At 57.8% G+C, this 26,562-nt stretch carries 25 protein-coding genes; 7 read left to right on the top strand and 18 right to left on the bottom strand.

The genetic code is table 11. The features are described from left to right. The first annotated feature begins 136 nt into the window (after positions 1–136). Complete coding sequence (locus CU103_RS04520; RefSeq protein WP_106663293.1) at positions 137–2,578, top strand: ATP-dependent helicase; 2,442 nt, start codon at positions 137–139, stop codon at positions 2,576–2,578. 24 nt (positions 2,579–2,602) lie between these two features. On the opposite strand, the gene CU103_RS04515 is transcribed toward CU103_RS04520, so the two are convergent. The 4 genes from CU103_RS04515 to CU103_RS04500 all read right to left on the bottom strand — a co-directional run bounded on the left by CU103_RS04515 (position 2,603) and on the right by CU103_RS04500 (position 5,275). After that, positions 2,603–3,448 (bottom strand): N-acetylmuramoyl-L-alanine amidase, encoded by an 846-nt coding sequence (locus CU103_RS04515; RefSeq protein WP_106662753.1) that lies wholly within the window; start codon positions 3,446–3,448, stop codon positions 2,603–2,605. A 108-nt stretch (positions 3,449–3,556) separates the two neighbouring features. After that, positions 3,557–4,039: a CreA family protein gene (locus tag CU103_RS04510; protein ID WP_106662752.1), complete on the bottom strand. Its 483-nt coding sequence runs from the start codon at positions 4,037–4,039 to the stop codon at positions 3,557–3,559. 83 nt (positions 4,040–4,122) lie between these two features. Next, positions 4,123–4,755 (bottom strand): LbetaH domain-containing protein, encoded by a 633-nt coding sequence (locus CU103_RS04505; RefSeq protein ID WP_106662751.1) that lies wholly within the window; start codon positions 4,753–4,755, stop codon positions 4,123–4,125. Positions 4,756–4,918: 163 nt separating this feature from the next. Next, positions 4,919–5,275 carry a hypothetical protein gene (locus CU103_RS04500; protein WP_106662750.1) on the bottom strand — a complete coding sequence of 119 codons (357 nt, stop codon included), beginning with the start codon at positions 5,273–5,275 and terminating at the stop codon, positions 4,919–4,921. Between the two features lie 393 nt (positions 5,276–5,668). Here CU103_RS04500 and CU103_RS04490 point away from each other — a divergent pair, with 393 nt between their 5' ends. The 3 genes from CU103_RS04490 (at position 5,669) to CU103_RS04480 (ending at position 9,421) form a co-directional block, all read left to right on the top strand. After that, entirely contained in the window at positions 5,669–6,259 is a 591-nt protein-coding gene (locus CU103_RS04490; protein ID WP_106662748.1) for an SCO family protein, read from the top strand. A gap of 26 nt (positions 6,260–6,285) precedes the next feature. Further along, a complete protein-coding gene (locus CU103_RS04485) occupies positions 6,286–7,179 on the top strand; it encodes a 50S ribosomal protein L11 methyltransferase (RefSeq protein WP_106662747.1) in 894 nt (297 codons plus the stop codon). 391 nt (positions 7,180–7,570) lie between these two features. Continuing rightward, on the top strand, positions 7,571–9,421 hold the full coding sequence (locus CU103_RS04480) for an aminopeptidase P family protein (RefSeq protein WP_106662746.1): 1,851 nt from the start codon (positions 7,571–7,573) through the stop codon (positions 9,419–9,421). On the opposite strand, the gene CU103_RS04475 is transcribed toward CU103_RS04480, so the two are convergent. Continuing rightward, positions 9,422–9,715, bottom strand: a complete 294-nt coding sequence (locus CU103_RS04475) for an AzlD family protein (RefSeq protein ID WP_106662745.1) — start codon at positions 9,713–9,715, stop codon at positions 9,422–9,424. It lies immediately after the preceding gene. Then, positions 9,715–10,461, bottom strand: coding sequence for an AzlC family ABC transporter permease (locus CU103_RS04470; protein ID WP_106662744.1), 747 nt, complete (start codon positions 10,459–10,461; stop codon positions 9,715–9,717). The genes CU103_RS04475 and CU103_RS04470 overlap by 1 nt, the downstream gene beginning before the upstream one ends. Positions 10,462–10,614: 153 nt before the next feature. On the opposite strand from CU103_RS04470, the gene CU103_RS04465 reads away from it, so the two are divergent. Further along, complete coding sequence (locus tag CU103_RS04465) at positions 10,615–10,959, top strand: cupin domain-containing protein (RefSeq protein WP_106662743.1); 345 nt, start codon at positions 10,615–10,617, stop codon at positions 10,957–10,959. A 6-nt stretch (positions 10,960–10,965) separates the two neighbouring features. Here CU103_RS04465 and CU103_RS04460 read toward each other — a convergent pair whose 3' ends face one another. Both CU103_RS04460 and ligA read right to left on the bottom strand, forming a co-directional pair. After that, complete coding sequence (locus CU103_RS04460) at positions 10,966–11,670, bottom strand: DUF2461 domain-containing protein (RefSeq protein WP_106662742.1); 705 nt, start codon at positions 11,668–11,670, stop codon at positions 10,966–10,968. Further along, positions 11,667–13,811, bottom strand: coding sequence for an NAD-dependent DNA ligase LigA (gene ligA / locus CU103_RS04455; protein WP_106662741.1), 2,145 nt, complete (start codon positions 13,809–13,811; stop codon positions 11,667–11,669). The genes CU103_RS04460 and ligA overlap by 4 nt, the downstream gene beginning before the upstream one ends. An 83-nt stretch (positions 13,812–13,894) precedes the next feature. Here ligA and CU103_RS04450 point away from each other — a divergent pair, with 83 nt between their 5' ends. After that, positions 13,895–14,401: a hypothetical protein gene (locus CU103_RS04450; protein ID WP_146147745.1), complete on the top strand. Its 507-nt coding sequence runs from the start codon at positions 13,895–13,897 to the stop codon at positions 14,399–14,401. A 4-nt stretch (positions 14,402–14,405) separates the two neighbouring features. On the opposite strand, the gene CU103_RS04445 is transcribed toward CU103_RS04450, so the two are convergent. The 5 genes from CU103_RS04445 to CU103_RS04425 all read right to left on the bottom strand — a co-directional run bounded on the left by CU103_RS04445 (position 14,406) and on the right by CU103_RS04425 (position 19,131). Continuing rightward, complete coding sequence (locus tag CU103_RS04445; RefSeq protein ID WP_106662739.1) at positions 14,406–15,233, bottom strand: phage minor head protein; 828 nt, start codon at positions 15,231–15,233, stop codon at positions 14,406–14,408. 118 nt (positions 15,234–15,351) lie between these two features. Continuing rightward, positions 15,352–17,031, bottom strand: a complete 1,680-nt coding sequence (recN, locus tag CU103_RS04440; RefSeq protein WP_106662738.1) for a DNA repair protein RecN — start codon at positions 17,029–17,031, stop codon at positions 15,352–15,354. A 25-nt stretch (positions 17,032–17,056) separates the two neighbouring features. Continuing rightward, positions 17,057–17,923: an outer membrane protein assembly factor BamD gene (locus tag CU103_RS04435; protein WP_106662737.1), complete on the bottom strand. Its 867-nt coding sequence runs from the start codon at positions 17,921–17,923 to the stop codon at positions 17,057–17,059. A gap of 220 nt (positions 17,924–18,143) precedes the next feature. Further along, positions 18,144–18,713, bottom strand: a complete 570-nt coding sequence (locus CU103_RS04430; protein WP_106662736.1) for a DUF4865 family protein — start codon at positions 18,711–18,713, stop codon at positions 18,144–18,146. Between the two features lie 28 nt (positions 18,714–18,741). Then, the gene (locus CU103_RS04425) at positions 18,742–19,131 is read right to left on the bottom strand and encodes a tautomerase family protein (protein WP_106662735.1); all 390 of its coding nucleotides are present in this window, start codon (positions 19,129–19,131) and stop codon (positions 18,742–18,744) included. Positions 19,132–19,260: 129 nt separating this feature from the next. On the opposite strand from CU103_RS04425, the gene CU103_RS04420 reads away from it, so the two are divergent. Further along, positions 19,261–20,151, top strand: coding sequence for a LysR substrate-binding domain-containing protein (locus CU103_RS04420; protein WP_106662734.1), 891 nt, complete (start codon positions 19,261–19,263; stop codon positions 20,149–20,151). Between the two features lie 6 nt (positions 20,152–20,157). Here CU103_RS04420 and lpxC read toward each other — a convergent pair whose 3' ends face one another. From lpxC to CU103_RS04395, 5 genes are all read right to left on the bottom strand, one after another. Further along, a complete protein-coding gene (lpxC, locus tag CU103_RS04415) occupies positions 20,158–21,099 on the bottom strand; it encodes a UDP-3-O-acyl-N-acetylglucosamine deacetylase (RefSeq protein WP_245448598.1) in 942 nt (313 codons plus the stop codon). Between the two features lie 279 nt (positions 21,100–21,378). Continuing rightward, positions 21,379–23,073: a cell division protein FtsZ gene (ftsZ, locus tag CU103_RS04410; protein WP_106662732.1), complete on the bottom strand. Its 1,695-nt coding sequence runs from the start codon at positions 23,071–23,073 to the stop codon at positions 21,379–21,381. Positions 23,074–23,139: 66 nt separating this feature from the next. Further along, complete coding sequence (gene ftsA / locus CU103_RS04405) at positions 23,140–24,462, bottom strand: cell division protein FtsA (RefSeq protein ID WP_106662731.1); 1,323 nt, start codon at positions 24,460–24,462, stop codon at positions 23,140–23,142. Next, positions 24,459–25,400: a cell division protein FtsQ/DivIB gene (locus CU103_RS04400; RefSeq protein WP_106662730.1), complete on the bottom strand. Its 942-nt coding sequence runs from the start codon at positions 25,398–25,400 to the stop codon at positions 24,459–24,461. Before CU103_RS04400 ends, ftsA begins: the two co-directional genes overlap by 4 nt. Next, complete coding sequence (locus CU103_RS04395) at positions 25,388–26,314, bottom strand: D-alanine--D-alanine ligase (protein WP_106662729.1); 927 nt, start codon at positions 26,312–26,314, stop codon at positions 25,388–25,390. The genes CU103_RS04400 and CU103_RS04395 overlap by 13 nt, the downstream gene beginning before the upstream one ends. Positions 26,315–26,562 lie beyond the last annotated feature (248 nt).

Below are 26,562 nucleotides of genomic sequence, written 5' to 3'. Positions count from 1 at the left end.
CAGGACGACGCAATATCGGCGCTTGAATATTTCAACTGCAGGTTTCGGGGGAAAGGCGCCCGCCCAAGATTGGCCGTTCTCTTTTTGTATCGCATTTATCTGGTTTTTCGGTGCCGAATCACTACATTGGGGTCAAATGTCCGGATTGCCTGACGATATTCCATTTTTCGACGAACCTGATCTGCCTCGGCAGCCTTCGGGTATCGCCGCGCGTGCCATGCAAGCGCGTGGTGCACCGCCCTATCTTAATGGCCTCAATCCCGAGCAACGCCTTGCAGTTGAAACGACGGAAGGCCCGGTTCTGGTTCTTGCAGGTGCCGGTACTGGCAAGACCCGCGTCCTGACCTCCCGCATCGCCCATATCCTGTCGCTCGGCAAGGCCTATCCGAGCCAGATCCTGGCTGTGACCTTCACCAATAAAGCGGCCCGCGAAATGAAGGAGCGCATTGGCGTTCTGGTTGGCGGCGCCGTGGAAGGCATGCCCTGGCTCGGGACGTTCCACTCCATCGGCGTCAAGCTCTTGCGGCGTCATGCGGAACTGGTCGGTCTCAAGTCCGATTTCACCATCCTCGATACGGATGACGTCATCCGCCTGATCAAGCAGATCATCCAGGCCGAAGGTTTGGACGACAAGCGCTGGCCCGCGAAGCAGTTCGCGCTGATGATAGACGGCTGGAAAAACAAGGGACTCGGCCCGTCGGAGATCGCTGAGGGCGATGCGCGTTCCTTCGCCAATGGCAAGGGGCGCGAGCTCTACACCGCCTACCAGAACCGGCTGAAGACGCTCAATGCCTGCGATTTTGGTGATCTTCTCTGCCATCCAATCCGCATGTTCCGCGCCTATCCGGATGTGCTGAAGGAGTATCACGCCAAGTTCCGCTATATCCTGGTTGACGAGTATCAGGACACCAATACCGCCCAATACATGTGGCTGCGCCTGATCGCGCAGGGCTCGAAGAATGTTTGCTGCGTTGGTGATGACGACCAGTCGATCTATGGCTGGCGCGGCGCGGAAGTGGACAACATCCTGCGGTTCGAGAAGGATTTTCCCGGCGCGGTCGTGATTCGCCTCGAGCGCAATTATCGCTCGACAGCGCATATTCTCGGCACCGCCTCCTTCCTCATCTCGCACAATGAAGGCCGCCTCGGCAAAACGCTGTTCACCGATGCCGCGACCCCGGAAGACGCCAAGGTCAATGTGCACGCCGCCTGGGATTCCGAAGAGGAAGCGCGCGCCGTCGGCGAGGAAATCGAGCAGGCACAGCGCAAGGGCCATAATCTCAATGATATGGCGATAATGGTGCGCGCCTCGTTCCAGATGCGTGAATTCGAAGACCGCTTTGCAATGCTCGGCCTGAACTATCGGGTATTTGGTGGTCCGCGGTTCTATGAGCGCCTCGAAATCCGCGATGCGCTCGCCTATTTCCGCGTTGTCGCGCAAGGCTCGGACGATCTGGCGCTGGAACGGATCATCAACACGCCGAAGCGTGGCCTCGGCGAGGCAGCGATCCGCCAGGTGCATGATTATGCGCGGGCACGCGATATCAGCATGCTCGACGCGGCAATGGACCTCATCGAGACGGAAGAGTTGAAGCCCAAGCCACGCTCGGCCATGCGCGAGGTGGTGGAGAACGTCAAACGCTGGCAATTATCGATCGATTCCACACCGCATACGGAGCTCGCCGAGAAAATCCTCGACGAATCCGGATATACGGCGATGTGGCAGGCGGATCGCTCAGCCGAAGCGCCGGGCCGGCTGGAAAACCTGAAAGAGTTAATCCGTTCCATGGAGGAATATGAGTCATTGCGCTCTTTCCTCGAACATGTCGCGCTGGTTATGGACGCCGAGCAGAACGAAAATCTCGATGCCGTCAACATCATGACGCTGCACTCGGCAAAGGGCCTCGAATTCGAGACGGTGTTCCTGCCCGGCTGGGAGGAAGGGCTCTTCCCGCACCAGCGTGCGCTCGACGAAGGCGGCCGTTCCGGCCTCGAAGAAGAACGCCGCCTCGCTTATGTCGGTCTGACGCGCGCCAAGAAAAACCTGCACATCTGGTTCGTTTCCAACCGGCGTATCCATGGCTTATGGCAATCGACGATTCCTTCCCGCTTCCTGGAAGAATTGCCGGAAGCGCATGTGGAAGTGGTAGCGACCGGCAATTCCTACGGCGGTTATGGTGGCGGGGGTGGCTACGGCCAATCGCGTTTCGATCGTGCCGATCCGTTCGAGAACACCTATTCAACGCCGGGCTGGCAAAGGGCGCAAGCGAACCGCTCCGACGCGACACGCAACAATTGGGGCTCACGTTCCGGCGCGCGGGTCGAGCGCATCGGCTATGGCGAGACGGATTCCGGCCATGGCGCCGGTCGCGGCTCTGTCAAGGGCCGCACCATCGATGGCGAACTGGTGGCGAAATCCGTCAGCGAAACGCCTTCGAATTTCGATGTCGGCGATCGCGTGTTCCACATCAAGTTCGGCAATGGCAACGTCTCGTCAATCGAAGGCAACAAACTGACGATCGATTTCGACAAGGCCGGGCAAAAGCGGGTGCTGGACAGTTTCGTCAAAGGGATTTGAGCGGCTCTCTCCGGCCCGTTCTGCCTACCCCTCAAACAACCAATCGCCATGCACCCAGCCGGAAAAATCCGGCTGGCCCGCCCGCGTCAACACCGAGACATAACGCCATTTTCCACTGGCTTCGTGCACCAGCACTCTCGTCCCGTCAGGCAAGGCTGCTGGCTTGACCGTGGGGTAGGAAGCTCCAGCGCCTGCACGGATATTCAGCCCGCTGCTGGAGCGAACCACCATGACGGCGCCGCCATTTTCTGCCTCGCCCCTGACCTTTGCCTTGAACGTCGCCATGTCCCAGGCAGGACCGGGATCGGATTTTCGGCCGGGCGCAATATCGTCGTGGCCCATGATGTCCTCGATCGGATATTCGCTGCAGATGGCCCGTGCGGCGGCGATCGCGGTCTCGATCTGAGCTGCCGCAAACACTTCCCATCCGCAATCGGGCACGCCGAATTTATGGCGGGCTTCGATGACCTTCAAACCATCCACCGGGGCGCCGGTCCATGACACCCAGCCCGCCGAACTCTTGGCGAGCGGTCCCCAATTTTCGATCTCGATGCCGATGGCATTGCTGTTCAGGCCCGAATACGCGCCATCCTTGCCGATCCACTGGCTCTTACCCGCGTGCCAGGCAACCAGGTTGAATGGGACGCACTGGGTGATGGACCCATCACGGCGGATGACAAGGTGGGCCGAGACAAGGGTGGATTTCTGCGAGAAGTATCTGGCAATATCGGCGTCAGGTCCGCTTGCCGTGTAGTGAATGATCAGGAATTTGGGTTTCAGCTCGCCGCCGGTATTGGGCGAGCGGACAAAACTCACATTGGACGTGGAAGCGGCACCGAGCCTATGATTCTTTATGCGAAAATTCATCATCAAACCTTTGAAAAAGCTTGATTATTCTGCATCATGAAAAATCGAAATGATATTGGCAAATAGTATGAAATACCGCCGGATAAACCGGCGGCATCGTGTCCGTCGAAATTATTCCGGTTTGCCCTTTGTCCAGGTCACGTTCCCTGCGAAGAGCGGGATTGTCGAGATCGATGTCTTGGCGGAACCATCCTGGACCTGACTGGCGTGGGCCAGATAAATGAGCGAGTTATTCGCGCTGTCATAGATCCGCGTGATAATGAGTTTCTTCCAGATGAGACTGGTGCGTTCGGAAAACACGCGCTCGCCCCCCTCGCCCAGCTTGATATCGTCAATAGTGATCGGGCCGGTTTGCTGACAGGAGATCGAGGCGTTGGAAGGATCCTCGAACCAGTTCCCCTTCTGCAGCCGGTCGATCATGCCCCGCGAAAATGAGGCAAGATGACAGGTAACCCCCTGGACTTTCGGATCACTGACCGCATCGATGACAATGTCATTGCCGAACCAGTCGACGCCGACCTTGCCGACTTCTTCAGCCTGGGCAGGCAGGATTGCGGCGCCGAGAATGGCCAGTGCAGCGAGTGTGCGTCTCATCGAAAATCTCCTGAAGTTGCGAACAGGTTCCAGACACAGTTGGATACTGGGCTGGAAGATTGCAAGCGGAATGGCAGTGGCAACTAACGTTCCCATTTGGCCAGAAAATCCTCAATGCTGAGCGATTGTATATCGGGAATGGCTTCGAAGATTGTCCCTGAGGGCCAATCCCACCACGCAAGCTGCAGCAAGCGGTTGGCAATTTCTTCCTGAAAGCGAGGGCGGATCAGCCGCGCGGGGTTGCCCGCAACAATCGTATAGGACGCCACGTCCTTGGTGACCACAGCATTCGCGCCAATGACCGCACCGTGGCCTATCTTGACAGCGGGCATGATCACCGCGCCGTGGCCCATCCACACGTCATGGCCGATGGCTACTCGCTTGGCCTGACGGCGGGCACGGAATGCGCCGTCAATTCCCTGATAGCGGAAGAATTCATTTGGCCGGTAACTGATTTTATGCGTCGTCAGCCGTTCCATCGGATGTTCGAGCGCATTGATGCGGACATTCGCTGCAATCGAACAGAAGCGCCCGATATCGGCATAGATGCCCTCGCTATGGCGCTCGAAGTAGGTAAAATCACCAGCCGTCACATCACGCAAAACGACTCGCTCGCCGACCTCGGTATATTTGCCGAGCTTTACACCCTTCAGCTGCGCGCTTGGATGAATGCGCGGCTGGTCGTTCTGGAAGCGTGGATCGTCTGTGCCGGCCATGAATTTTCTCAAATGATGTTTGGGCAATTCCTTTGCATAGAAACTAATGGAATGGCAATTTGCCCCAATGAAAACAAGGTCCAATTAAAATGATATCGATCATGCGACACGTCACGCCTGCCGGCGCGGACGATCAGAAACGCCATCGGATGGGCACCACAATCTACAGCGCTTTGGCACCAATTAATGCGCCCTTGGAATTGTACCGGCACTGGAACTTCTTGGTCCCCTCGCTGCCTTTATCAACGCTTCCGTCGATCGTCATCGAGCCATCAGTCCCAACGGCCAGAGGCATGGTTTTGACGTATTGCGAACGCGTCCCATACAGTCCGGCGGCCTCGGAACGGCAATAGGCCGACCTGTTGTCTTTCCGCAAGAACGCACCTTTTTCAGTTAGTCGAACAGGTGGTGCCTCGTAGATCGTGTCCGGCGCAACCAACGGCGTTCCGGATACTTTGGGTAATACACAGCCGCCAAGTGCAATCGTGGCGGTAACAACCGCCAAGGTAATGTTTCTCATTTCCGCTTCCCCCCGATTGAAGTCGGAACAAGTATATCATGCCAGATTTAAAATGTTTATCCGCGCTTGTGCTTTCAGGAAATATGCGGGAGCCGGATTCGCAGCCAGCTCCAAATCTCCAGGTCAGGACAGGGGTTGTTGTATGGAGTATCGGTCTCCATCTTTGCTTTGCATAAATGGCGCCGAAATCCTATATTCGCACCATGAGAACGTCATCCTCCATCAGCGCACCGAGAATTGTGCTTTATGCAGTGCTCGCACTCGGCGCCGCAGCAGCATCCGGGCTGACTTTCGCCGCATGGTTCAATCAGGGCGATTCCATTTTCCTTTCCCTCATCAATGCGGGACTGGCGTGGTGCATGTAATCGCGTCGCAGTTCCAGAGTCATTATCCATGAACAAACGCCTGTTGCCACTTTTGATCGTAGCGATCACGCTTCTTGCTGCCGCGGCCGGATGGATCACGTTCCAGACCTCGCGCCAGTCGGCCAGCGGCAATCAAGGACCGTTCGGCACGGCGTTCCAGCTTACAACGATGAATGGTGAGCCCATCACGGAAGCTGCTTTCCGTCAGAAGCCTTCAGCCATATTTTTCGGCTTTACCCATTGCCCGGACGTTTGCCCGACCACCCTGTTCGAGCTCGACGGCTGGCTCAAGAAGCTCGGACCGGAAGGAAAGGACATTAACGCCTATTTCGTCACAGTGGACCCTGAGCGCGATAACGCTGAGACGCTGAAGGCCTATGTCAGCAATGTATCCACCCGGATCGTTGGCGTCACCGGCGAGCCAGACAAGATGGCGGCGATGCTGAAGGGTTACAGTGTTTACGCGCGCAAGGTTCCCGGGGAAGGCAATGACTACAGCATGGACCATACCGCCTCGATCTTTCTTCTGGACAGCAAGGGCGGTTTTTTTGGCACCATTGCCTATGGCGAAAATCCTGATACGGCTGTCGAGAAATTGAAACGTCTCGCCAAGAGCTGACCGAATATCCGAAAGCCTGTTTCCTGATGACCACCCAGACCCGACTTTTCCTCACTGCCGGCAAGATCGAAGCCGACCGCGTCTTCTCCATGCTTGAACGCGCATTCGAGGAGGATGGCTTGCCGATCTCGACCTGCGAAGTCGATGAGGATCGCGAGATATTCGAGGTTTCCGTTTATACATTCGAGCCGGACGAGATCGAGCCTCGTATCAGGGATGTTCTCGGCAGCGATGCCTTTGGCCTGGAACTCAAGCGCGAAGAGGTACCAGATATCGATTGGGTCGCGCATTCGCTGGAAGGGCTGACGCCTGTGCGCGCCGGGCGGTTCTTCGTGCACGGCTCGCATGACCGTGACAAGCGGCGAGTCAATGACCTCGGCATCGAGATCGATGCAGGACAAGCTTTCGGCACCGGTCATCACGGAACTACATCCGGCTGCCTCGACATGATCGGCGAGGTCATCCGGCGAGAACATCCGCGCAATGCGCTCGATCTCGGCACCGGCAGTGCAGTGCTCGCCATCGGCATTGCCAAGCTCGCCCCCATCCCCGTCCTGGCGACGGACATCGATCCGGTCGCCGTTGCGGTGGCGCAGGAAAACGTCGTGAAGAACGGCGTTGCCGCACGGGTGCGGACTGAAACCGCGACAGGGTTTCACCATCCGGCAATGCGCTTCGCCGCGCCGTTCGATCTGATCGTTGCCAATATTCTGGCACGGCCGCTCATGCAGCTGGCACCCGAGATGCGCAGACACCTCGCCTGGGGCGGTTCGCTCATCCTTTCAGGCATTCTGGAAACACAGCGCGACAAAGTCCTCGCCGCTTACCGCGTGCAGGGATTATTCCATCAAAAAACACTGCGCCGGGAGGGCTGGGTGACCTTGCACCTCAAGGCCAACGCGGCACGCAAAGCGGCTTAGACGTAATAGTTGCGGTGTCTTGTTCTTTCGCGTGTCCCGTCGATTGACCGCACCACATACCTTTGCATCTGGGCTGTACGACAGGCGATCAGATTTTCGAGCGCTGTCTTGAAAAATCCACGGATCTTGTATGCCATCTCTCATCTCCATGATCATATGGTGGCAACCGATCCTCCCATTGCAAAGGGTAGTTGATTTGGGTGGCTCCGAACCAGCGCCGTGTGCGCATGGCAGCCATGTATATTGTGCACTGCGAGGATATAATTGTGCAATGCAACTGTGATTGACTGAGGCTTTAACGGCAGAATCCCGTTGCTAAGTCCACTCCTCCATTGCACGCGTGAAGGCAGGGAGATAGGTTTCGACCTCTAACAAAGCAGAGGTTCCAATCATCATGTTTCAGTCGTTTGAGGTCGCAAGCAATCCAGCCACCGCCGCGCCGCGCGTCGCCAGGCTGCGTGCCGAACTCGAGACCCTTGGCCTTGACGGTTTTCTCGTCCCGCGCGCCGATGAGCACCAGGGCGAATATGTACCCGCCCGCGCCCGCCGTCTGGCCTGGTTGACCGGGTTTACCGGCTCGGCCGGCGTTGCCTTGATCCTGAAAAGCAAAGCCTATCTGTTCGTTGACGGTCGCTATACGTTGCAGGCCGCCGAACAGACGGATCCAGAAATCTTCACGATTGAAAGTCTGGTCGATACTCCGCCACCGGTATGGCTGCGCAATGCCGAAAAGAAATTCACCATCGGCTTTGATCCCTGGCTGCACACGATCAGCGAAACCAAGGCCCTGCGGGAGGCACTCGAAAAGAACGGTGGCAGTCTCGTTGCAGTCAAAGACAATCTGGTTGACATGATATGGGACGATCAGCCAGCCCCGCCGCTCGAAGCCGTCACCATCCAGCCGGAAAAATATGCGGGCAAGCTTGCCAGCGAGAAGTTGCACGAACTGGCCGAGACAGTTGCCAAGGCAAAAGCCGATGCGACGATCCTGACGGATCCTTCGTCAATTGCCTGGGCGTTCAATATTCGCGGCAATGACGTCAGCAACACACCTCTGCCGTTGGCTTTCGCGCTGCTTCCCGCATCGGGAGAGCCGCTACTCTTTATAGACAAGCGCAAACTGCCAATCGAAGCCGAGGCGTACCTTACACAGCTTTCGACATTGCGCCCGCCCTCGGCATTGGAGGGAGATATTTCGGCTTTCGCCGCCGAAGGCAAGACGGTGATGCTCGATCCAGCGCTGGCAGCCGAGAAGCTTCGACTGATCATTGAACAGGCTGGCGGAAAGGTCGCCGACGGCCTTGATCCGGCCCGCTTGCCACGCGCCGTCAAAAACGCCGCCGAGCTTCAAGGCGCGCGCAAATCACACGAGCGCGATGGCGTGGCCATGGTATCTTTCCTATCGTGGATCGATGAACAAGCGCCCGGGACCATCGACGAGATCATCGCCGCGACGAAACTGGAAGAAACGCGCCGTACGGTGGCAGAGGGTTTTCAGATGCCGCTCGAAAACCTTTCCTTCGACAGCATCTCCGGTGCGGGGCCAAATGGCGCCTTCGCGCACTACCGGGTCAGTACCGCGTCGAACCGCACGTTGGGAGACGGCGAACTCTACCTGATCGACAGCGGCGGCCAGTACCGCGACGGCACGACCGACATCACCCGCACGCTGCCGGTGGGTAAGCCGACCGACGATATGAAGCGCAAGTTCACACTGGTGCTGAAAGGTATGATCGCCATCACGACCGCACGCTTCCCCAAGGGCACGCGTGGCATGGATATCGACGCTCTCGCCCGCATTGCGCTGTGGAAGCAGGGTTATGATTACGGGCATGGAACTGGCCACGGCGTCGGCTCTTTTCTCTCGGTGCATGAAGGGCCGCAAAGCATCTCGAAGCGGGGCGTGCAGGAACTGCTGCCGGGCATGATCCTTTCCAACGAGCCCGGCTACTACAAACCCGGTCCTGGTGGCTATGGTATCCGCACGGAGAACCTGCTGATCGTCACCGAACCGGAAGTGCCGGAAGGCGGAGACATTCCGATGATGGGCTTTGAGACGATCACACTCTGCCCCATCGACAAGCGTTTGATCGACACCAGCCTGCTGGTGCGGGAAGAACTGATCTGGCTTGATGCCTATCATGCGCGCGTTCGCGAGGCTCTGCTCCCGCACACGACCGGCCCGGCACGCGAATGGCTTATCGCGGCGACCGAGCCGTTCGGCCACGAACTGAAAGGTTGATCAGGAGAGCTGGCGCAGCAGGATAATCATTGCTGCGCCGGCAAGAAACATTGTCAGGGCATTGAAGCGCAGTGAAATCAGCCCGGCAAAGGCCAGCGCCACCAGACCGCGCCAATCGGCGGTAGCAGCCGCGGGCGCGACCAGCGTCGTCAGGACTGCAGCCGGCACCGCATTCAACGCCACTTCGACACGCGGATGAATGCGTTCAAAGCGTGACAATACCAGGTGACCGCCAATACGCGTCAGGAATGTCAGGATTGCGCCGGCGACAATGATCCAGAATATCGAAGACATCAGCGTTTCCCTTGTGCTTTTTCCGGCTTGGCAACGATCACGGCCACCAGAATACCGGCCAAGGCGCCGATACTGACATGCCATGGCGAACCGACTGTCTTGTATGCAATGATCGAGGCTATGGCGCTGGCAATGACGATCGGAGCCCAGTTGTCGCGCTTGCGAAAGCCCATGACCAGTCCGAGGAAATAGATCGGCAACAGCATGTCGATACCGAGTGCATGCGGATCGGAAATGAGGTTGCCGAACAGACCGCCGATCCACGCTTCGAATACCCACATCACATAGATCGGCGTGGCCACGCCGAGATACCAGATAAATGTCACCGGTTTCCCGGATTCCGCTCGCTTCTCAGTTTCCGCATATTGCGGGTCGGTCAACAGGAAATAGCTGAGCGCGCTCTGCACCGCCTTGAAATGGCCGATGCGCCGGCCCACGGCGGCCGAATAGAGGACGTGGCGGAAATTGACCGCGAAAATCGAAAAGACGATCAGCCAAGCAGGTATGTTGTGGCCGAAGAGCTCGATACCAACCATCTGGCTGGCACCGCCGTAGATCGCGGCGCTCATCAGCACCGCTTCGGACACGCTAAAGCCGTTATCGACAGCAAGTGCGCCAAACAACAGGCCGAACGGGGCCGAGGCGATCATGATGGGCAAGCCCTTGGCGAAGCCCTCCCAGAATTGCGACCGGGAACTCGTGGGTTCGGCCGTGGCGGTGTCCCGTTGATATATTTGCTCGTCCATGGGTCTGCTCTAGGCCAGGATGGTCAGGCTGTCACGTGAGATTTGTTGATCGATACCATCAATGTTGCTGCAATAAGGGACTGCCGCCCCTTCTTGTCACCGCATTGCCCTGTAGGTAGGTTCGGCTCGAGAGCGTTCAAAGGGAGAAAAACCATGGCGCATGTCATCGATCGCGACGTCTGGGCGCATCATCCGGAGCTTTGGCGGGGAGAAGTCACCGGCAAGCCCTATGGCACCAATGTATCGATCATCTTTAATTGCCAGGAACGCATCGGCGCCGGTCCGCGCCTGCACAAACATCCCTACACCGAGACATTCATCATCCGTAAGGGCCATGCCCGCTTTACGGTGGGTGGCGAAATCATCGACGCCCATGAGGGTCAGATCGTCGTCTCACCCGCCGATACACCGCATAAATTCGAGAATCTGGGCCCCGGCACGCTCGAGACGATCGATATTCACGCCAACGATGTTTTCGTGACGGAGTGGCTCGAGTAGCTGCGCTCAGACGACCAGCGTCCCTTCAATCGCCCTGCCCCAGTCAATTAACGGCTTTGCGCGCACGGCAAAGTCGAGAAGATCGTCGGCAAGCCCTGGCGAGGTGATGCCGGAGGGGTCAATCGGGAAGCGGACGACGAAGTTCCGGTTGCGCAGCGCTTCAATGAGATCTGGATCAGTGACAGTTTCAAACCCGCGCGGCGTTCGCTTCAAACGATTGGTGTCGTTCAGTTCGAGCCCGTTCTTGGCAAGCGCCTTGACCATTGCACGGTACTTTTCCGGCTTCTCGACGATAGCCTTGCGCATGGCCAGCAGAAGTTCCGGCTTCGGTTGCCACCAGGCGATGGCGGCATAGCACCCACGATAATCCTCAAGGCCGATACAGACATAGAAGCAGCCGCTCTCCACCCATTTATTGCCGTCGGGCGACAACAGCGCGGACAGATGCCGGTTATAGGGGCTCTTGTCCTTGGAAAAGCGCGTATCGCGTTTAATGCGGAATTGCGATTTCTTCCTGTCGCCCCGGAAAGGCAGGCCTGCCTTCTCGAAACGCACCAGCAGATCCTCAACCAGATCGCCGAGCGGTTCATAAAGATGCGCTTCGAACAAATCCTTGTTTTCCAGAAACCATTCGCGGTTCTGATGGAAATCCAGTGCCTTCAGAAACGGCAGCGCCTTGTCACCAAAGCCTTTAAATACAATCTCGCTCATGCGCCCACCAGTGTGAACCAGCCATCCTCATCGATGACTTCGATGCCAAGACTTTGCGCCTGCGTCAGCTTTGATCCAGCGCCAGGACCGGCCACGACAAGGTCGGTTTTCTTGGAAACGGAACCAGCCGTCTTGGCGCCGTAACGCTCGGCCATGGCCTTGGCCTCGTCGCGCGACATGCGTTCAAGCGAACCGGTGAAGACAATGGTCTTGCCGGCAACCGGCGAGTTACCCACCGTTTTCACTTCCTCATCGAGAGGCGTCACCTCCGCCAGAAGCGCTGCAAGTGCCTCGCGATTGTGTTCTTCCGCATAGAAGTCGACCAATGCTTCGGCGACAATGCTGCCGATGCCTTCGACCTCGTTCAGCTCGCGCCATGCATCATTGCCCTTGTCGGCCCTGTCCTTGGGCGGCACCGCCGCCATTGCAGCATTGGCAAGTGCTTCATAGGAGCGATAGGCTCTTGCCAGCCGCTTGGCATTGACCTCGCCAACGTGGCGGATGCCGAGAGCATAAATGAAGCGGCTGAGCGTGATTTCGCGCCGGTCGTCGATCGCGTCATAAAGCTTCTTCACCGAAGTCGCACCAAAACCATCAATGTTTTCAAGCTTGGTGAGGGAGTTGGCCTGGCGCTTCTTCAACGTGAATATATCGGCGGGCGTGCCTATGTGCAGCGCCGGATCATCGGACTTGAAGAAGAATTCGACCTGTTTCTCGCCAAGGCCCTCGATGTCGAAGGCATTGCGCGAAACAAAATGGCGGATGCGCTCCACCGCCTGCGCCGGGCAGATCAGCCCGCCGGTGCAGCGGCGCACCGCCTCGCCTTCCTCGCGCACCGCGTGCGAACCGCAGGCCGGGCACATGTCCGGGAAGACATAGGCCGACGGCCCGCGCGGCTTGTCCGCAACGATGTCGACGATCTGCGGAATGACATCGCCGGCGCGCTGCACCACGACCGTATCGCCAACGCGGAGGTCCCGGCCCTCGCGGATCGGCTGGCCATTTTGGCCGATGCCCTTGATGTAGTCCTCATTGTGCAGCGTCACGTTGGTGACGACGACGCCCCCGACCGTGACCGGCTCAAGCCGCGCCACCGGCGTCAGCGCGCCGGTGCGGCCAACCTGAATATCGATGCCCCTGAGGATCGTCATCGCCTGTTCGGCCGGGAACTTGTGCGCAATCGCCCAGCGCGGACTGCGCGAGACAAAACCGAGCCGCTGCTGCAGTGCCAGATCATCGACCTTATAGACCACACCATCGATGTCGTAGCCGAGCAAGGCACGCTGTTCTTCAATCTGGTGATAATGCTTCACCAGAGCTTCCACCGTTTCGAAACGCTGCATCAGCGGATTGACGCGGAAGCCATAGGATCGGAATGCTTCGACCATGCCCATCTGCGTCTTGGCCGGCATCTCGCTGACCTCACCCCAGGCGTAGGCGAAGAATTGCAGCGGGCGCGAGGCGGTGATCGTTGCATCGAGCTGGCGCAGCGAGCCCGCCGCCGCGTTGCGCGGATTGGCGAATATCTGCTTGCCCTCTTTGGCTTGCCGCTCATTGAGCGCGGCAAAATCCGCATGGCTCATATAGACCTCGCCGCGTACCTCGAGCACATCGGGCGGATTGTCACCCAGCACATTGGGGATGCTCGCCACCGTGCGGGCGTTAAGCGTGACGTTCTCGCCGGTCGTGCCATCGCCGCGCGTCGCGGCCGTTACCAGCCGCCCCAGTTCATAGCGCAGTGAGAGCGACAGGCCATCGATCTTGGGTTCCGCCGTGATTCCGATTTTCGCATCCGAAGCAAGTTTGAGAAATCGGCGGATACGGCCGACGAAGTCCTCGACGTCACTATCGTGGAATGCATTGTCCAGTGAGAGCATCGGCACGACGTGAGTGACCTTGCCGAACTTTTCCGAGACGCTGGCGCCCACCTTGTTCGAGGGCGAATCCTCGCGCCTCAAATGCGGGAAACGCTGCTCGATGGCGAGGTTCCGCCGCCGCAGCGCGTCATATGCCGCGTCTGAGATGATCGGTGCATCTTCGGTATTGTAGCGGTAGTCGTGCTGGGCAATCTCGGCTGCGAGGCGGCCAAGTTCCTCGGCGGCTTCCGCCTCGCTCAAGTGTTCTACGGGAATGTCTGCCATAACTATCGTCTAATTGTTGTGCTTCGTCATGTGTGTAACGTTAGCGAGCCCGTTGTGAAAGAGAAAGTGGCCCAAGCGCCCTCATGAATTTTTGGTTCTGGCTTTTTGTTGTTGTACCTCCAGCCTTGGTACTTAGCGCAAGACCACAGGAAAATGACTGGCTCACGATGGCGCGATTGGTCGGCGCTGTTGCCCTGGCCGTCTTGCTTGGCAAACTGGTGGCCGCATTCGATGAACGGGTTGCAACCGAAGTCTATGCCGAATGCCTCGCCCGCATCCCCTCCGGTGAACTTGAAGCCATGCGTTTCGATTGCACCACGCAAAAGTACCGTGCGGTGGAAGTCCGCGACCTGTATTTTTATTTTTTCTGGACAACAAGTGTCGGATATGCTGCGGCCTTCGAAATTATCCGGCGCATCTGGCTTCATCCCAAAAGGCCGATATTTTGCAGGAAGAACTTGATAAGCAATATGTTTATCCTCTTAACTTCTCCACTTGTTGCCGCATTGCTCGTTCTATCGCTTATGTTTTTTTTCTATGCGTTTGGGGACTACATACTTTTGACGCATCGCGTCGTTTATGGGAAATAGACACTCATTCCGGCCATCGGTACATGCTATCTTCCGCATTGATTTTCGCTTCGCTTGTGAAACGTGTGGTCCATGTAGCTGTAATCGAGTACGCTGTTCCTCCGAATTCTGTCCATTGCCACGAATCCGGTGTCAAGGCAGAGGAACCAGTCGCGATTTCCCGCAAGTCTGCAGTATCCGTAAATGTGTCCGAGTATTGGTAGACGATTTCACCTTCTATATACATCATGCCGTTTTCGGTTTTGACCGATCCTGTAAATTGCCCGCCGACGACACCGCCCCCGAACGCAATAACATAGTTGATAAATTGATACGATCCGTCGAAATCGTAGGAGACCGGACCAGATTTCACCCTCCTGGCAGCGTCGATGATCTGCGCGTTAATGCGATCGATCACCAAAGCGGGATAAAAATATTGGAAAATCAGGCCCGCCAAATTGCCTGTCTCAGACAGTGTAACGGGCCTACCACCACCATTTCTGAAATGATCGATAAAGTTCCACGTATTCCACTGTTTTGGATTGTCCTTGATGTCGCTGATAACAGTCTGATAGGCATATTCGCTGTCCCCTCGTTCATAGGGTTCGGCTGTGCAGCGGCAATTATAGTCTCCTCCCGGATGGCCGGTTTCCGGCGGATTATCCCAGGCAAATACCTTGCCGTTATTTTCAATGTGAGAAGGGCGGACCTGTGGGTCGCCGCGTGTGCGCCAGATATAATGAGTCGTTGGATAACCGAGATCTTCCGCCTTGAGCGACAGGTGTATGGGAGTTCCCCGGCGCAGATAGTTACCAAAGGCCTTGCGGTATTCCAGTGAATTGAGAACGTTCATCGTGTCTCGTCCCGTTGCGTTGAGACAAGGATACGGCGGTGAAAGAGAGCGTGGATAAGTTAGCTGATAGAGACGCCGGGAATACCGTCAATACCGCGCGTTCACGGGACCCGGTCGCTCAGGAAACGGCGGCAGCGTTTTCGCGTAAAAGGCGCACAGCCGCGGCGCGCGCTTCGTCAGTGACACTGGCACCGGCGAGCATGCGGGCGATTTCCTCCTGCCGGTCGCCCGTTTCCATAGCGCGGATCGACGTCGCCACACGGTCATTCCCGGCGGCAGCCTTCGCAATGAGGAAATGCGTCTGCGCCCGTGCGGCAACCTGCGGCGCATGGGTTACCGATAGCACCTGGACCTGTCCGGCGAGACGCCGCAGCCGCTGGCCAATGGCATCGGCAACGGCGCCGCCTACCCCCGTATCGATTTCGTCGAACACCAGCGTCGGCGCTGAGCCGCGATCGGCAAGCGCCACTTTCAGCGCCAGCAGGAAACGTGAAAGCTCGCCGCCGGACGCGACTTTCATCATGGGGCCGGCACGGGTGCCGGGATTGGTCCGCACCCAATACTCGACCGTATCGATACCATCGGATGTGCGGTTCTGCGGATCGGTTGCCATCTCGACAATGAATTCCGCCCGCTCGAGTTTCAGTGCGGGAAGCTCGGCCATGACGGCCTGTTTCAGATGGCCGGCGGTTTCGCGGCGGTCCACCGAAAGTGCCATGGCTGCCTGATCATAGGCCTCGCGCGCCGCCACGGCTTCCTTTTCCAATGCAGCAAGGCGTTCTGCACCGGCGTCGATATCGGCAAGGTCGGCGTCCATCCTGTCGCGTAGAGCTGGAAGATCATCGACCGCAACCGAGTACTTCCGCGCGGCGGCGCGAAGTGCGAACAGCCGTTCTTCCGTCTGTTCGAGCACACGCGGGTCGAAGTCGATGGCGCGAATGGCCTGTTCGATACCATTTTGCGCCTCGGCCAGTGCGTTCAGGGCTTCGTCGATCGCCTTGACGACCGGCTCCAGCAATTGCGGCGCTTCCGGCACCTTGCGCTCAAGCCTCCGAACCAGGCTGGCGAGCGAGGGCACGGGCGACGCATTGCCGGACAGGACCTCGTTGGCATCGTTGACATCGCCTGCGATCTTTTCGGAGCGCATCATGTCCGTGCGCTTGATTGCCAGCGTCTCCTCTTCCTGCGGTTCTGGATCGAGCTTGGCAAGCTCCTCGACCGAGGCGCGCAGGTAATCGGCTTCGCGTGTTGCCGCTTCCACCTTGGCCCGGTGGCGAACCAGCGCGTGCTCCGTATCGCGCCACGTCTTGTGCAGTGCCCGGACCAGTGCAGCCTTGGTTTCCAAAGCGCCGAAAGCGTCCAGCAGTGTGCGGTGGATATCGATGTCTATCAATGCGCGGTCATCATGCTGGCCGTGGATTTCGACGAGCCTGCGGCCAAGCTCCTTGAGCAGCGTGACGCTAGCCGCCTGATCGTTGATGAAGACACGGCTGCGGCCATCGGCGGTTTGCACCCGGCGCAGGATGATATCGCCGTCGTCGTCGATATCGTTTTCACGCAACAGCGTGCGGGCCGGGTGGCTGCCCACCACATCAAAGACTGCCGTAACCTGCCCCTGCTCCGCGCCATGGCGCACGAGGGAGGCGTCGCCGCGTGCTCCGAGGGCAAGCGACAACGCGTCAAGCAGGATGGATTTACCGGCACCGGTCTCGCCGGTCAGCACCGACAAGCCTTCGCGAAACTCGATGTCGAGCCGTTCAATCAGAACAATATCGCGGATCGACAGATGCGAAAGCATGATCGCTCAGGTTAGGGTGTTTAAACTAGACGCCGTCTTTGCCACCAGTGATAGCCGATGCGGCCTTGGACAGCCATGAACCCGTGCTTTCACGCGGCTCCAGGCCACCGCTCTGCAGAAGTTTGTAGCTATCCTTGTACCATTCGCTGTCCGGATAGTTCTGACCAAGAACTGCCGCCGCAGCCTGTGCCTCATTGGTGATGCCCATGGCGTAATAGGCTTCCGTGAGCCGGGCCAAGGCCTCTTCGACATGACGCGTGTTCGAATACTGTTCGACAACGCCGCGGAAGCGTTTGATCGCTGCGACATAGTCCTTGCGCTCAAGATAGTAACGGCCGACCTGCATTTCCTTGCCGGCGAGCTGGTCGCGGCCGAAACGGATCTTCGCCTTGGAATCTTCAACATATTCGGAATCAGGATAGCGTTCGACCACTTCACTGAAGGCGGCAATAGAGCGTCGTGTCATGCTCTGTTCACGCGTGACATCCGGAATCTGGCGGTAGTAGCAAAGGCCAGTGATGTAATAAGCGTAGGCAGCTTCTGGCTGCGTCGGATAGAGGGCAACGTAACGCTTGGTCATGGCAAGCGCATCGTCATACTTGCCGGCACGATAGTTGGCAAATGCGCCCATCACCAGTGACTTGCGGGCAAATTCCGAATAGGGATGCTGCCGGTCAACAGCGTCGAACTTCTTGGCAGCCTCGTCGAGGCGACCGGAATTCAGGTTGGCAAGCGCCTGGTTGTAGAGAACGTCAGCAGGTTCGATCGTGTCGACATAGGCATTCAGATCCAGATCGTCGTCTTTCGAGGCGCAACCGGAAATGGCTATAGCGCTGGCAATTGGAACGAGCAGAAGGGCCATCCGGGCCTTGTTGCCAAACCCTGTTTTCATCGACATTCTGCAATTCGCCATGCTGTCTCCGGCCCCACATAATAATTTAAGAGCATTGATCGCAAACCCGATATCACGTTTGCGGCTCATGCTCTAGGCATAGTCAATCTTACCGTCGGTTGGGCGTTCATAAACCACAAGCGACGAGAATCAGCAATCTTATTGCCATGTAATCGTCCAATTTTGTGGCGGACCGGAAAATGAGTGGCAAAGACCCCCGTTAATCCGATTTTGGCAGCGAAAGATGCCCGATTTTATAGGCCTGGGTGCCATCTTGCGGAACTATATACTGTGGCTCGCCCCATAGTTGAATGCGAATCCGCGTCCAGTTTGTGGGTTCGAATGCAGAAATAGCGGCAAGTGCACCACCTTTCTCGACGTCATGGAAGGCTTCCTCGCTTTCACGCTTGCGCAATTCAGCGAGCGAAACATGACCTGGCGTTACCAGGATTTCGCGCGTAGCAAACGTTGCCTCGCGGATCGCCGGTGACATGTGCGCCTGCCAGACGAACCAGGTCTTGACCTGCGGCCAGCCGAACGACCGCGTGAGCCCGACAAAACCTTCCCCGCAAAGAAAATCATTCAGACCCTCCTCGTGGTTCCAGAGGTAAAACGGCGCATAGAGATTCTCCTGGCTTCGGGTTTCATCGTCCCGTCGCGCCGTCAGATAGGCCTTCAATTTCAGGTTGGGAAAATTGTCGAGCAGATGCCCTTTTTCCGCGATACGCCGGTCGATGACCGACATGTCGTAGTCGGCCGGCAAAGAAAAACTGTACTGCATGGCAATCATGGCCACGATTCCTTTCCATGCAATCAGGTCATACGGCGTCCAGCATCTGTGCTTCGCCATTACTGAAGGACCACTCATCCCGGCTCGATGTGCTGATAATGATCATGACATCCTCCGGCCTGATACCGGGCGCATCTTCCAGCAACGCGACCAGCCGCTTGTAGAACGCCTTTTTTGTCGCCGTGTCGCGCGGTTTGCCCGTGGTAATGGAGAAAACAACAAATTCATCCGAGCGCGGTCCGCCGAAGTAATTGCGATCGAAGATCAGTTCTCCGGGGCGATGCTGATGGATGGCCTGGAAACGGTCATCCGCGGGTACGTTGAAAGTCTCCACCATCGCCTGATGAAGGCTGTCTGAGAGCGCTTTCAGGTATTCGGGTGATTTACCCTCAAGAAGCGAGATTCGGGTAAAAGGCATGGAATTGATCCTTTCTATACAGCCTGAGTAGCAACTCGATAAACTTGACGCTGGATTCATAGACGGGCATATTCATCCTGAAAATCAGAAAATACAGGACTTATGATCCTGAAAAACAGGATAATTAAAATGCGACGGATCACTTTCGATCTCGATGTGTTGAGAACCTTTGCCACCGGCATGGAGCTTGGCAGCTTTGCCAAGGCAGCTGACAGGCTAGGGCGCTCCACCTCGGCGGTAAGCGCACAATTAAAGAAACTGGAACAGCAGGCGGAAACTCCGATTTTTATAAAAGCAGGACGCGGCTTGGCACTCACCGATGCAGGGGAAACCATGCTTGCCTACGCACGCCGTCTACTCGATCTCAACGATGAAGCTGCCACGGCGATCCACGGAACCGGGCTTGAGGGCTGGGTAAGGCTCGGCCTGCAGGAGGATTTTGGCGAGACCATTCTTCCGGAAGTGCTTGGGCAATTTGCGCGTGCTCATCCAAAGGTGAGGATTGAGGCGCGCGTGGCTCGCAATGCGGAACTGATCGATCGCGTTACATCCGGGCGTCTCGATCTGGCTCTCGCCTGGAGCGCTGGAGCGGTTACCCCCCACTGCCAACGCGTCATGGATGTACCGATGTGCTGGGTTGGCCCGGCCAGGGAGCCAAAGGATTGGATGGCGTCGGCAGACGAATCGCTGCCGCTGGCCGCATTGGAAGCGCCGTGCCTCTTGCGAACCGCGGCAACGAACGCGCTCGACCGCGCGGGAATTCCATGGCGGCTGGCATTTACCAGCCCAAGTCTGGCGGGCTTGTGGGCGGCAACCGCAGCAGGGCTGGGAGTCACGATCCGTACCCCGATTGGACTTCCTGCTAGCGTACAACCTCTGGTTCCAGCGGATGGTGGATTACCCGCCCTGCCGTCTCTCGGATTGGTCCTTCATCGCGCGGAAGCGCAATCCGAACCCGCGACGGCGCGCCTGGCAGCAATCATGCTGCAGGCGGTGCACAAGGAGATACCAGGCTTCTGACCGTTGTCAGATGGCCCAAGGCGCAAAGACAGGAGCGTTTACAGCAACGAGCGACGCGCCTCGCGACTGTCCGCGTTTGCCCGCCATTTCCACAATCTCGAATGCGGTATGATCTGAAAGAAGTGCACGCAGGGCGGCAGCGTTGAGACGGTGGCCGCCACGATAGGAGCGGAAACAGCCAATGAATGGAGCTCCGGCTAGCGCCAGGTCGCCAATGGCATCAAGAGTCTTGTGGCGCACGAACTCATCCTCGTAGCGCAGGCCGCCAGGATTGATGACGGAATTGTCGTCGCCGATGACCAGGGAATTGTCGAGCGATGAGCCAAGCGCCAAGCCGGCGGCCCAGAGTTTTTCCACGTCGCGCATGAAGCCGAAGGTACGCGCCCGCGAAATTTCCTTACGGAAGATTGCCGCGTTCATATCGCTGGCGAATTTCTGCCGGCCAATGACCGGCGTCTCGAAATCAATCTCTACCTCATAGCGCGTGCCTTCATAGGGACAAAATTCCGCCCATGAAGCTCCCGCCTCGATACGCGACGTCTTGAGCACTCGGATAAACCGGCGCTTCGCCGCCTGGTGCACAAAACAGGCTTGTTCGAAGGCGTCCAAAAACGCGGATGATGTCCCGTCAAGGATAGGCACTTCCGGACCATCGATCTCGATAATCATGTTGTCGATACCAGCACCGGCAATCGCCGCCATGACATGCTCGACAGTGCTGATGCTAATCCCCGCCCGGCTGGCAAGCGTCGTTGACAGATCTGTCGTACCGACTTCGGACACGAGCGCTCGAATTTCGTGGCTATCGCCAGATCCATCGAGCCTGTGGAAAACAATACCGGTATCCGGGTCGGCGGGCACAAACGATATCGTCACTGGCGCACCACTGTGCACGCCTGCGCCGGAAAGCGAGATACGCTCTGCAATCGTTGTCTGGAAATCGTGCAATTGAAACCTCGTGCCCGTGAACCGCGAGCCAGATAGCTTTATCCGGCATCTGATACTTAACCTCGCAACGACGTATGCGTCAGAATCAACATCGCGCTCATGTTGCAGCGCAAGATACAGTTGGCACTGCATGATGCAAAATCACGCTTTCGAGACGTTTGTAACGAAAGCGCTATACCACCAGCTAAGTCGTTCCCATGTCATTTCAATAGTTTGAAAGAAAAATTCCGCCACTGATACAATGGCGGAATTCATGTTCGTTAATATTCCGTGACCGGATCAGTTTGCCTGCCGGCGAAGGAACGCCGGGATTTCGAGCTGATCATCCTCGGAAGGCTGGCGTGTCTGCGGCTGGACCCGGCCCTGTTCGTCAAGCTGTCCGCGACGCGGCGCATAGATTGACGCATCCTGTGAAAGCGGGCGGCGCGGTTCGGCCGGACGCATGGCGGGTTCCCGCGGCTGCGCCGGTTCCAGCCGGGCCGTCTCATCTTCGCGGCGGGTCAGGCCAGCGGTGAGACGCTTCAGCAGTCCCATAGGGCCACGATCCTCGTGGCTTTCATAGGCAGCCTGATCACGACCGTTGTCACGCGTTCCCATGTCGCGGGCATTGAGCTCCGCCTGCACGACCGGTGGGAAATCAGCCACGTTCGGCATGCGCGGGGCAGCCGGCTGCGGTGCAGGTGCTGCCTGCATTTGCGGCTGAGGTGCTGGCTGAACAGGCTGTTGCGGAGCGGCGGCAACGGGCGCGTCGAAGACTTCCGGTGCCGGAGCCTGGAAAATGCGGCTCTGTGGACGGAATTCCTGTTCAGCAGGCTGCGGCGCACGCTGCGGCATGTCCTGCTCGGCAGCGCGAATAGCGTCCGCTACCGGATCTGCCACGCGAGCGGCCGGCTGTTGGACAACCGGACGGGCAACTGTCTCAACCCTTGCCGCGACCTGCGGAGCAGGTTTGGCAATTGGCTTCAGAGGCTGGCGAAATTCGATCGGCGCAGGCGCCGACTCCCCAATCTGCTTGTCAATGCCAGTTGCAACGACGGAAACGCGGATGATGCCTTCGAGGCTTTCGTCGAAGGTTGCGCCGAGGATGATATTGGCATCCTGGTCTACTTCTTCACGAATACGCGTCGCAGCCTCGTCAACTTCAAACAGCGTCATGTCGCGGCCGCCAGTGATCGAGATCAGCAGGCCCTTGGCGCCACGCATGGAGGTTTCATCGAGCAGAGGATTGGCAATCGCGGCCTCGGCGGCAGCCATTGCGCGGCCATCACCGGACGCTTCGCCGGTGCCCATCATCGCCTTGCCCATCTCGCGCATGACCGAACGAACGTCAGCGAAATCGAGATTGATCAGACCTTCCTTCACCATCAAGTCGGTGATGCAGGCAACACCCGAGTAGAGAACCTGATCGGCCATTGCGAATGCATCGGCAAAGGTCGTCTTGTCATTGGCAATGCGGAAGAGGTTCTGGTTCGGAATGACGATAAGAGTATCGACGTTCTTCTGCAGATCGGTAATTCCCATATCGGCGGTGCGCATGCGGCGCTGACCCTCGAAATGGAAAGGCTTGGTCACGACGCCAACGGTGAGGATGCCCTTTTCGCGCGCCGCGCGGGCGACAACAGGAGCGGCGCCAGTGCCGGTGCCGCCGCCCATGCCAGCGGTGACGAAGCACATGTGCGTGCCCGACAGGTGATCGTTGATCTCGTCGATGCATTCCTCAGCAGCTGCGCGGCCAACTTCCGGCTGCGAACCTGCACCGAGGCCCTCCGTCACTGCGGCACCGAGCTGAATCAGACGTTCAGCCTTGGATTGCGACAGCGCTTGCGCGTCGGTATTGGCCACAACAAATTCAACACCGCGCAAACCGGCATTGATCATGTTATTGACCGCATTGCCACCGCCACCGCCAACACCGAAAACGGTGATCCGGGGCTTAAGCTCGGTAATATCCGGCTTTTGCAGATTGATGCTCATGTGTTCCGTTCCTTTTCGTCTTTACCGCCTCGCCGCTGCGGTATTTTTTTGGGTTTCCCCGATTGATCAAAAACTCTCTCTCAGCCACTGGCCGATACGCTGAAAACGCCCACCCGTACCTGTCATCAGCGATGATGAACCGGCCTTTACAGAACGCTCCTCAATTCCTGCGACTTGCGGATAGATCAGAAGACCAACCGCTGCAGAGAAAGCCGGTCCCTTGGCTGCTTCGGGAAGCCCCGTAACACCAAGGGGACGGCCGATTCGCACATTGCGCGCCAGGATGCGGCGGGCCACTTCGGGCAGCCCTGCCAACTGACTGGCTCCGCCTGTCAGGACGACCCGCTTGCCAACAATCTGGCCATAGCCGGACTGATTGAGCCGATCGCGCGCCAGTTCCAGCGTCTCCTCGACGCGAGCACGAATAATGCGCGTCAGGACGGCACGCGGATATTGGTTGGGGACATCACGCCCGTCATTGCCAAGAGGTGAGACACTGATCAGGTCGCGATCATCGGCAGCGCTGGGCAGTGCCGAGCCATGCATGACCTTGAGCCGCTCCGCATCGTCCATGTGGGCAGAGAGGCCGCGCGCAACATCCATCGTCACGTGATTGCCGCCAATGGCGATCGCATCCGCATGAATGAACTTTCCTTCGGAGAAAACCGAAATCGTCGTCGTACCGCCACCCATGTCGATGCAGGCAGCGCCCATCTCGGCCTCGTCGTCGACAAGCGCAGACAGACCGCTGGCATAGGGTGTGGCAATCATCGCTTCGACCGACAGGTGGCAACGGTTGACGCAAAGCTCGAGGTTGCGCAGCGGCGCGGCATCGGCTGTCAGCACATGCATTTCAACGCCGAGCGTATCGCCGATCATGCCCAGCGGATCGCGAATGCCGCGCTCGCCGTCGAGACCATAGGCGATGGGCAGCGAATGAACGAGATGGCGCTCCGTTGCCAGTGCCTGCTTGGCTCCGGCTGCAAGCACACGGCGAATATCCGCCTGATCGACCTCATGCCCGCCAAGATTGATGCTGGCCGAGAAGCTCTCGCTCTTGAGGCGACCCGCGGAAATATTGACGATCATCGAGTCGACGGTCAGCCCAGCCATCCGCTCGGCCGCATCGACTGCCAGGCGGATCGCCTGCTCGGCAGCGTCCAGATTGACGATCACGCCGGACTTGATGCCACGCGACTTCTGATGCCCGATACCAAGCACCTCGATGCGATGGGTGCGGCCCGGCAGGTGCGCACTTTCCTCGCGCGGACGCAGCCGCGCAATGATGCAGCATACCTTGCTCGAACCAATGTCAAGAACTGTCAAGGAGCGCGTCCGTTTTGCGGATGGCGCTCCATTCGACGTGCCCTTTCCGTTCAGAATACTCATATACGCTTCTCCGAACGCTTTGGCGCCTTGTCCCGCGCCTTCAAATACTCAACGCGCTGTACCATCGCATCTGGTGTCAGCTTGACGACCACGCGATCTGTCAGACGCATATCGACCGATGCGATATCGCGCGACAGAAGCCCCGCCTTGCGGTCCATGCCGGCAATGTCAGCAAGCGCCTCGTCGATCCTGTATTCCGGCAGCATCAGGGTCACGCCATTTTTCAGAAGGAGGTCCCAGCGCCGGTCACCGACCCGCGCATACGCCTTCACCTCACCTGCTATTTGCGGAAAGGCTGCCATTTGCGCCAAAAGCAGTTTCGCCTGCTTGTCAGCCCCTGCACCGATGATCAGCGGCAACGCAGCACTGCGACCGCCAGAGAACGGAACGATGACGCGACCATCTGCGTCGATTACCGAAAGTTCGCTGCCATTTTGCCAAACGGCGACGGCTGTCCGCTCATGAATCGAAATCTGGATCGTGTTCGGATAGACCTTGAACACATCGACGGTTTCGACCCAGGGCAGCCCTGCGACAGCCTTCTGCGCATCGGCAGCACTCAAACCAACCAAAGAGGTTTCACCATCAAGACCGAGCGCACCCAGCACATCGATCTCAGAGGTTTCCTTGTTACCGACGACCTTCACGTCTTCAATGGCGAAACCGAAAGTTGAGGTCGTGACCTTAACCACTTCCGGCGCGTGACCACCCAGAATTGCGCCATACGCACCGGTTAAAGCCAGAAAGGCAACGGCACCGATTGTGCCCACATGGTTGGGGATCGAAACTTCGCCCTCAACCATACGCGAAAACACGCGCACCGGTTTACGCAGGAATTTCGGCAGGACGATGCGGAAACGGCCCAAAACAGCCGCGCTGCCCGAAGACACCGGCTTGACACCCCGCGGGTGCGCATTTTTGCCCTTCAACGCAAACACGATGCGTCCTCCACCATCCAACTCAACAATTCACCGAAGGTATGCCCCGCAGCTTTGGCGATATCAGGCACGAGAGAGGTGGGAGTCATGCCCGGCTGAGTGTTAACTTCCAGCCAGATAAGCTCGCCATCCTCGGAAAAACGGTCATCGTAACGGAAGTCCGACCGGGTAATCCCTTTACATCCAATTGCCTGATGCGCCTTGAGTGACAGTGTTTGTATTTTTTGGTAAATTTTTAGTGAAATTTTAGCGGGAACCACATGATTTGATCCACCTGCAACATATTTTGAATCATAATCGTAGAACTGATGGCCCACGGGGATGATTTCGCACACGCCGATGGCGACATCCCCCATCACTGCGCAGGTCAATTCGCGCCCGTGAATGTAGCGCTCGACCATGACGATATCACCATATTTCCAATCACCCGAGGTGATGACCTGCGGCGGATGCGACTGATCCTCCTTGACGATCACGACGCCGAAACTGGACCCCTCATTCACCGGCTTGACGACATAGGGCGGCTTCATCGGATGCTTCGAAGAAAAGCTCATCCGGTTCATGACTTTCGCCTCGGCCACCGGAATGCCGGCCGCCTTGGCAACGATCTTCGCCTGCTCCTTGTTCATGGCCAGAGCGGAGGCGAGAACGCCGGAATGGGTATAGGGAATTTCAAGATATTCGAGGATGCCCTGGATGGTCCCGTCCTCGCCGAACGGACCATGCAACGCATTGAACGCCACATCGGGCTTCAACTCACGAAGCACACTGGCAATGTCGCGGGTGACGTCAACCCGGGTGACCGGGTAACCCTCCGCCTCCAAAGCATCGGCGCAAGAATTGCCGGAGGACAAACTCACCGGACGCTCCGATGAAAAGCCACCCATTAGCACCGCAACATGCTTTTTCGCCATCAAGGCAACCCCTCGAACACTTCCCCATCAGAAGCGAAAAAAGGCATGAGTCGGCGCACATCCGGCGGCCAGGGACCGCAGACACCCGAGACTGGTGAAAACCAGCCGACTCAAATCAGTTAACGCTTACCCCTAAAGAATCAGAGAGTTGATTCGCTGACAAGTCCCCAATGATTCAACAATGAAATTTCGTGTAAAAAAATGTGCTTCCGGGTCGAAAGCGGCGTCGTGCAGGATCACAGCTTTCG

This window comes from Phyllobacterium sophorae, from assembly GCF_003010965.1.
GTDB classification, from domain to species: Bacteria; Pseudomonadota; Alphaproteobacteria; order Rhizobiales; family Rhizobiaceae; genus Phyllobacterium; species Phyllobacterium sophorae.
The sequence above is the reverse complement of the archived record's forward strand: the minus strand, read 5'-3'. Positions and strand labels throughout refer to the sequence as shown.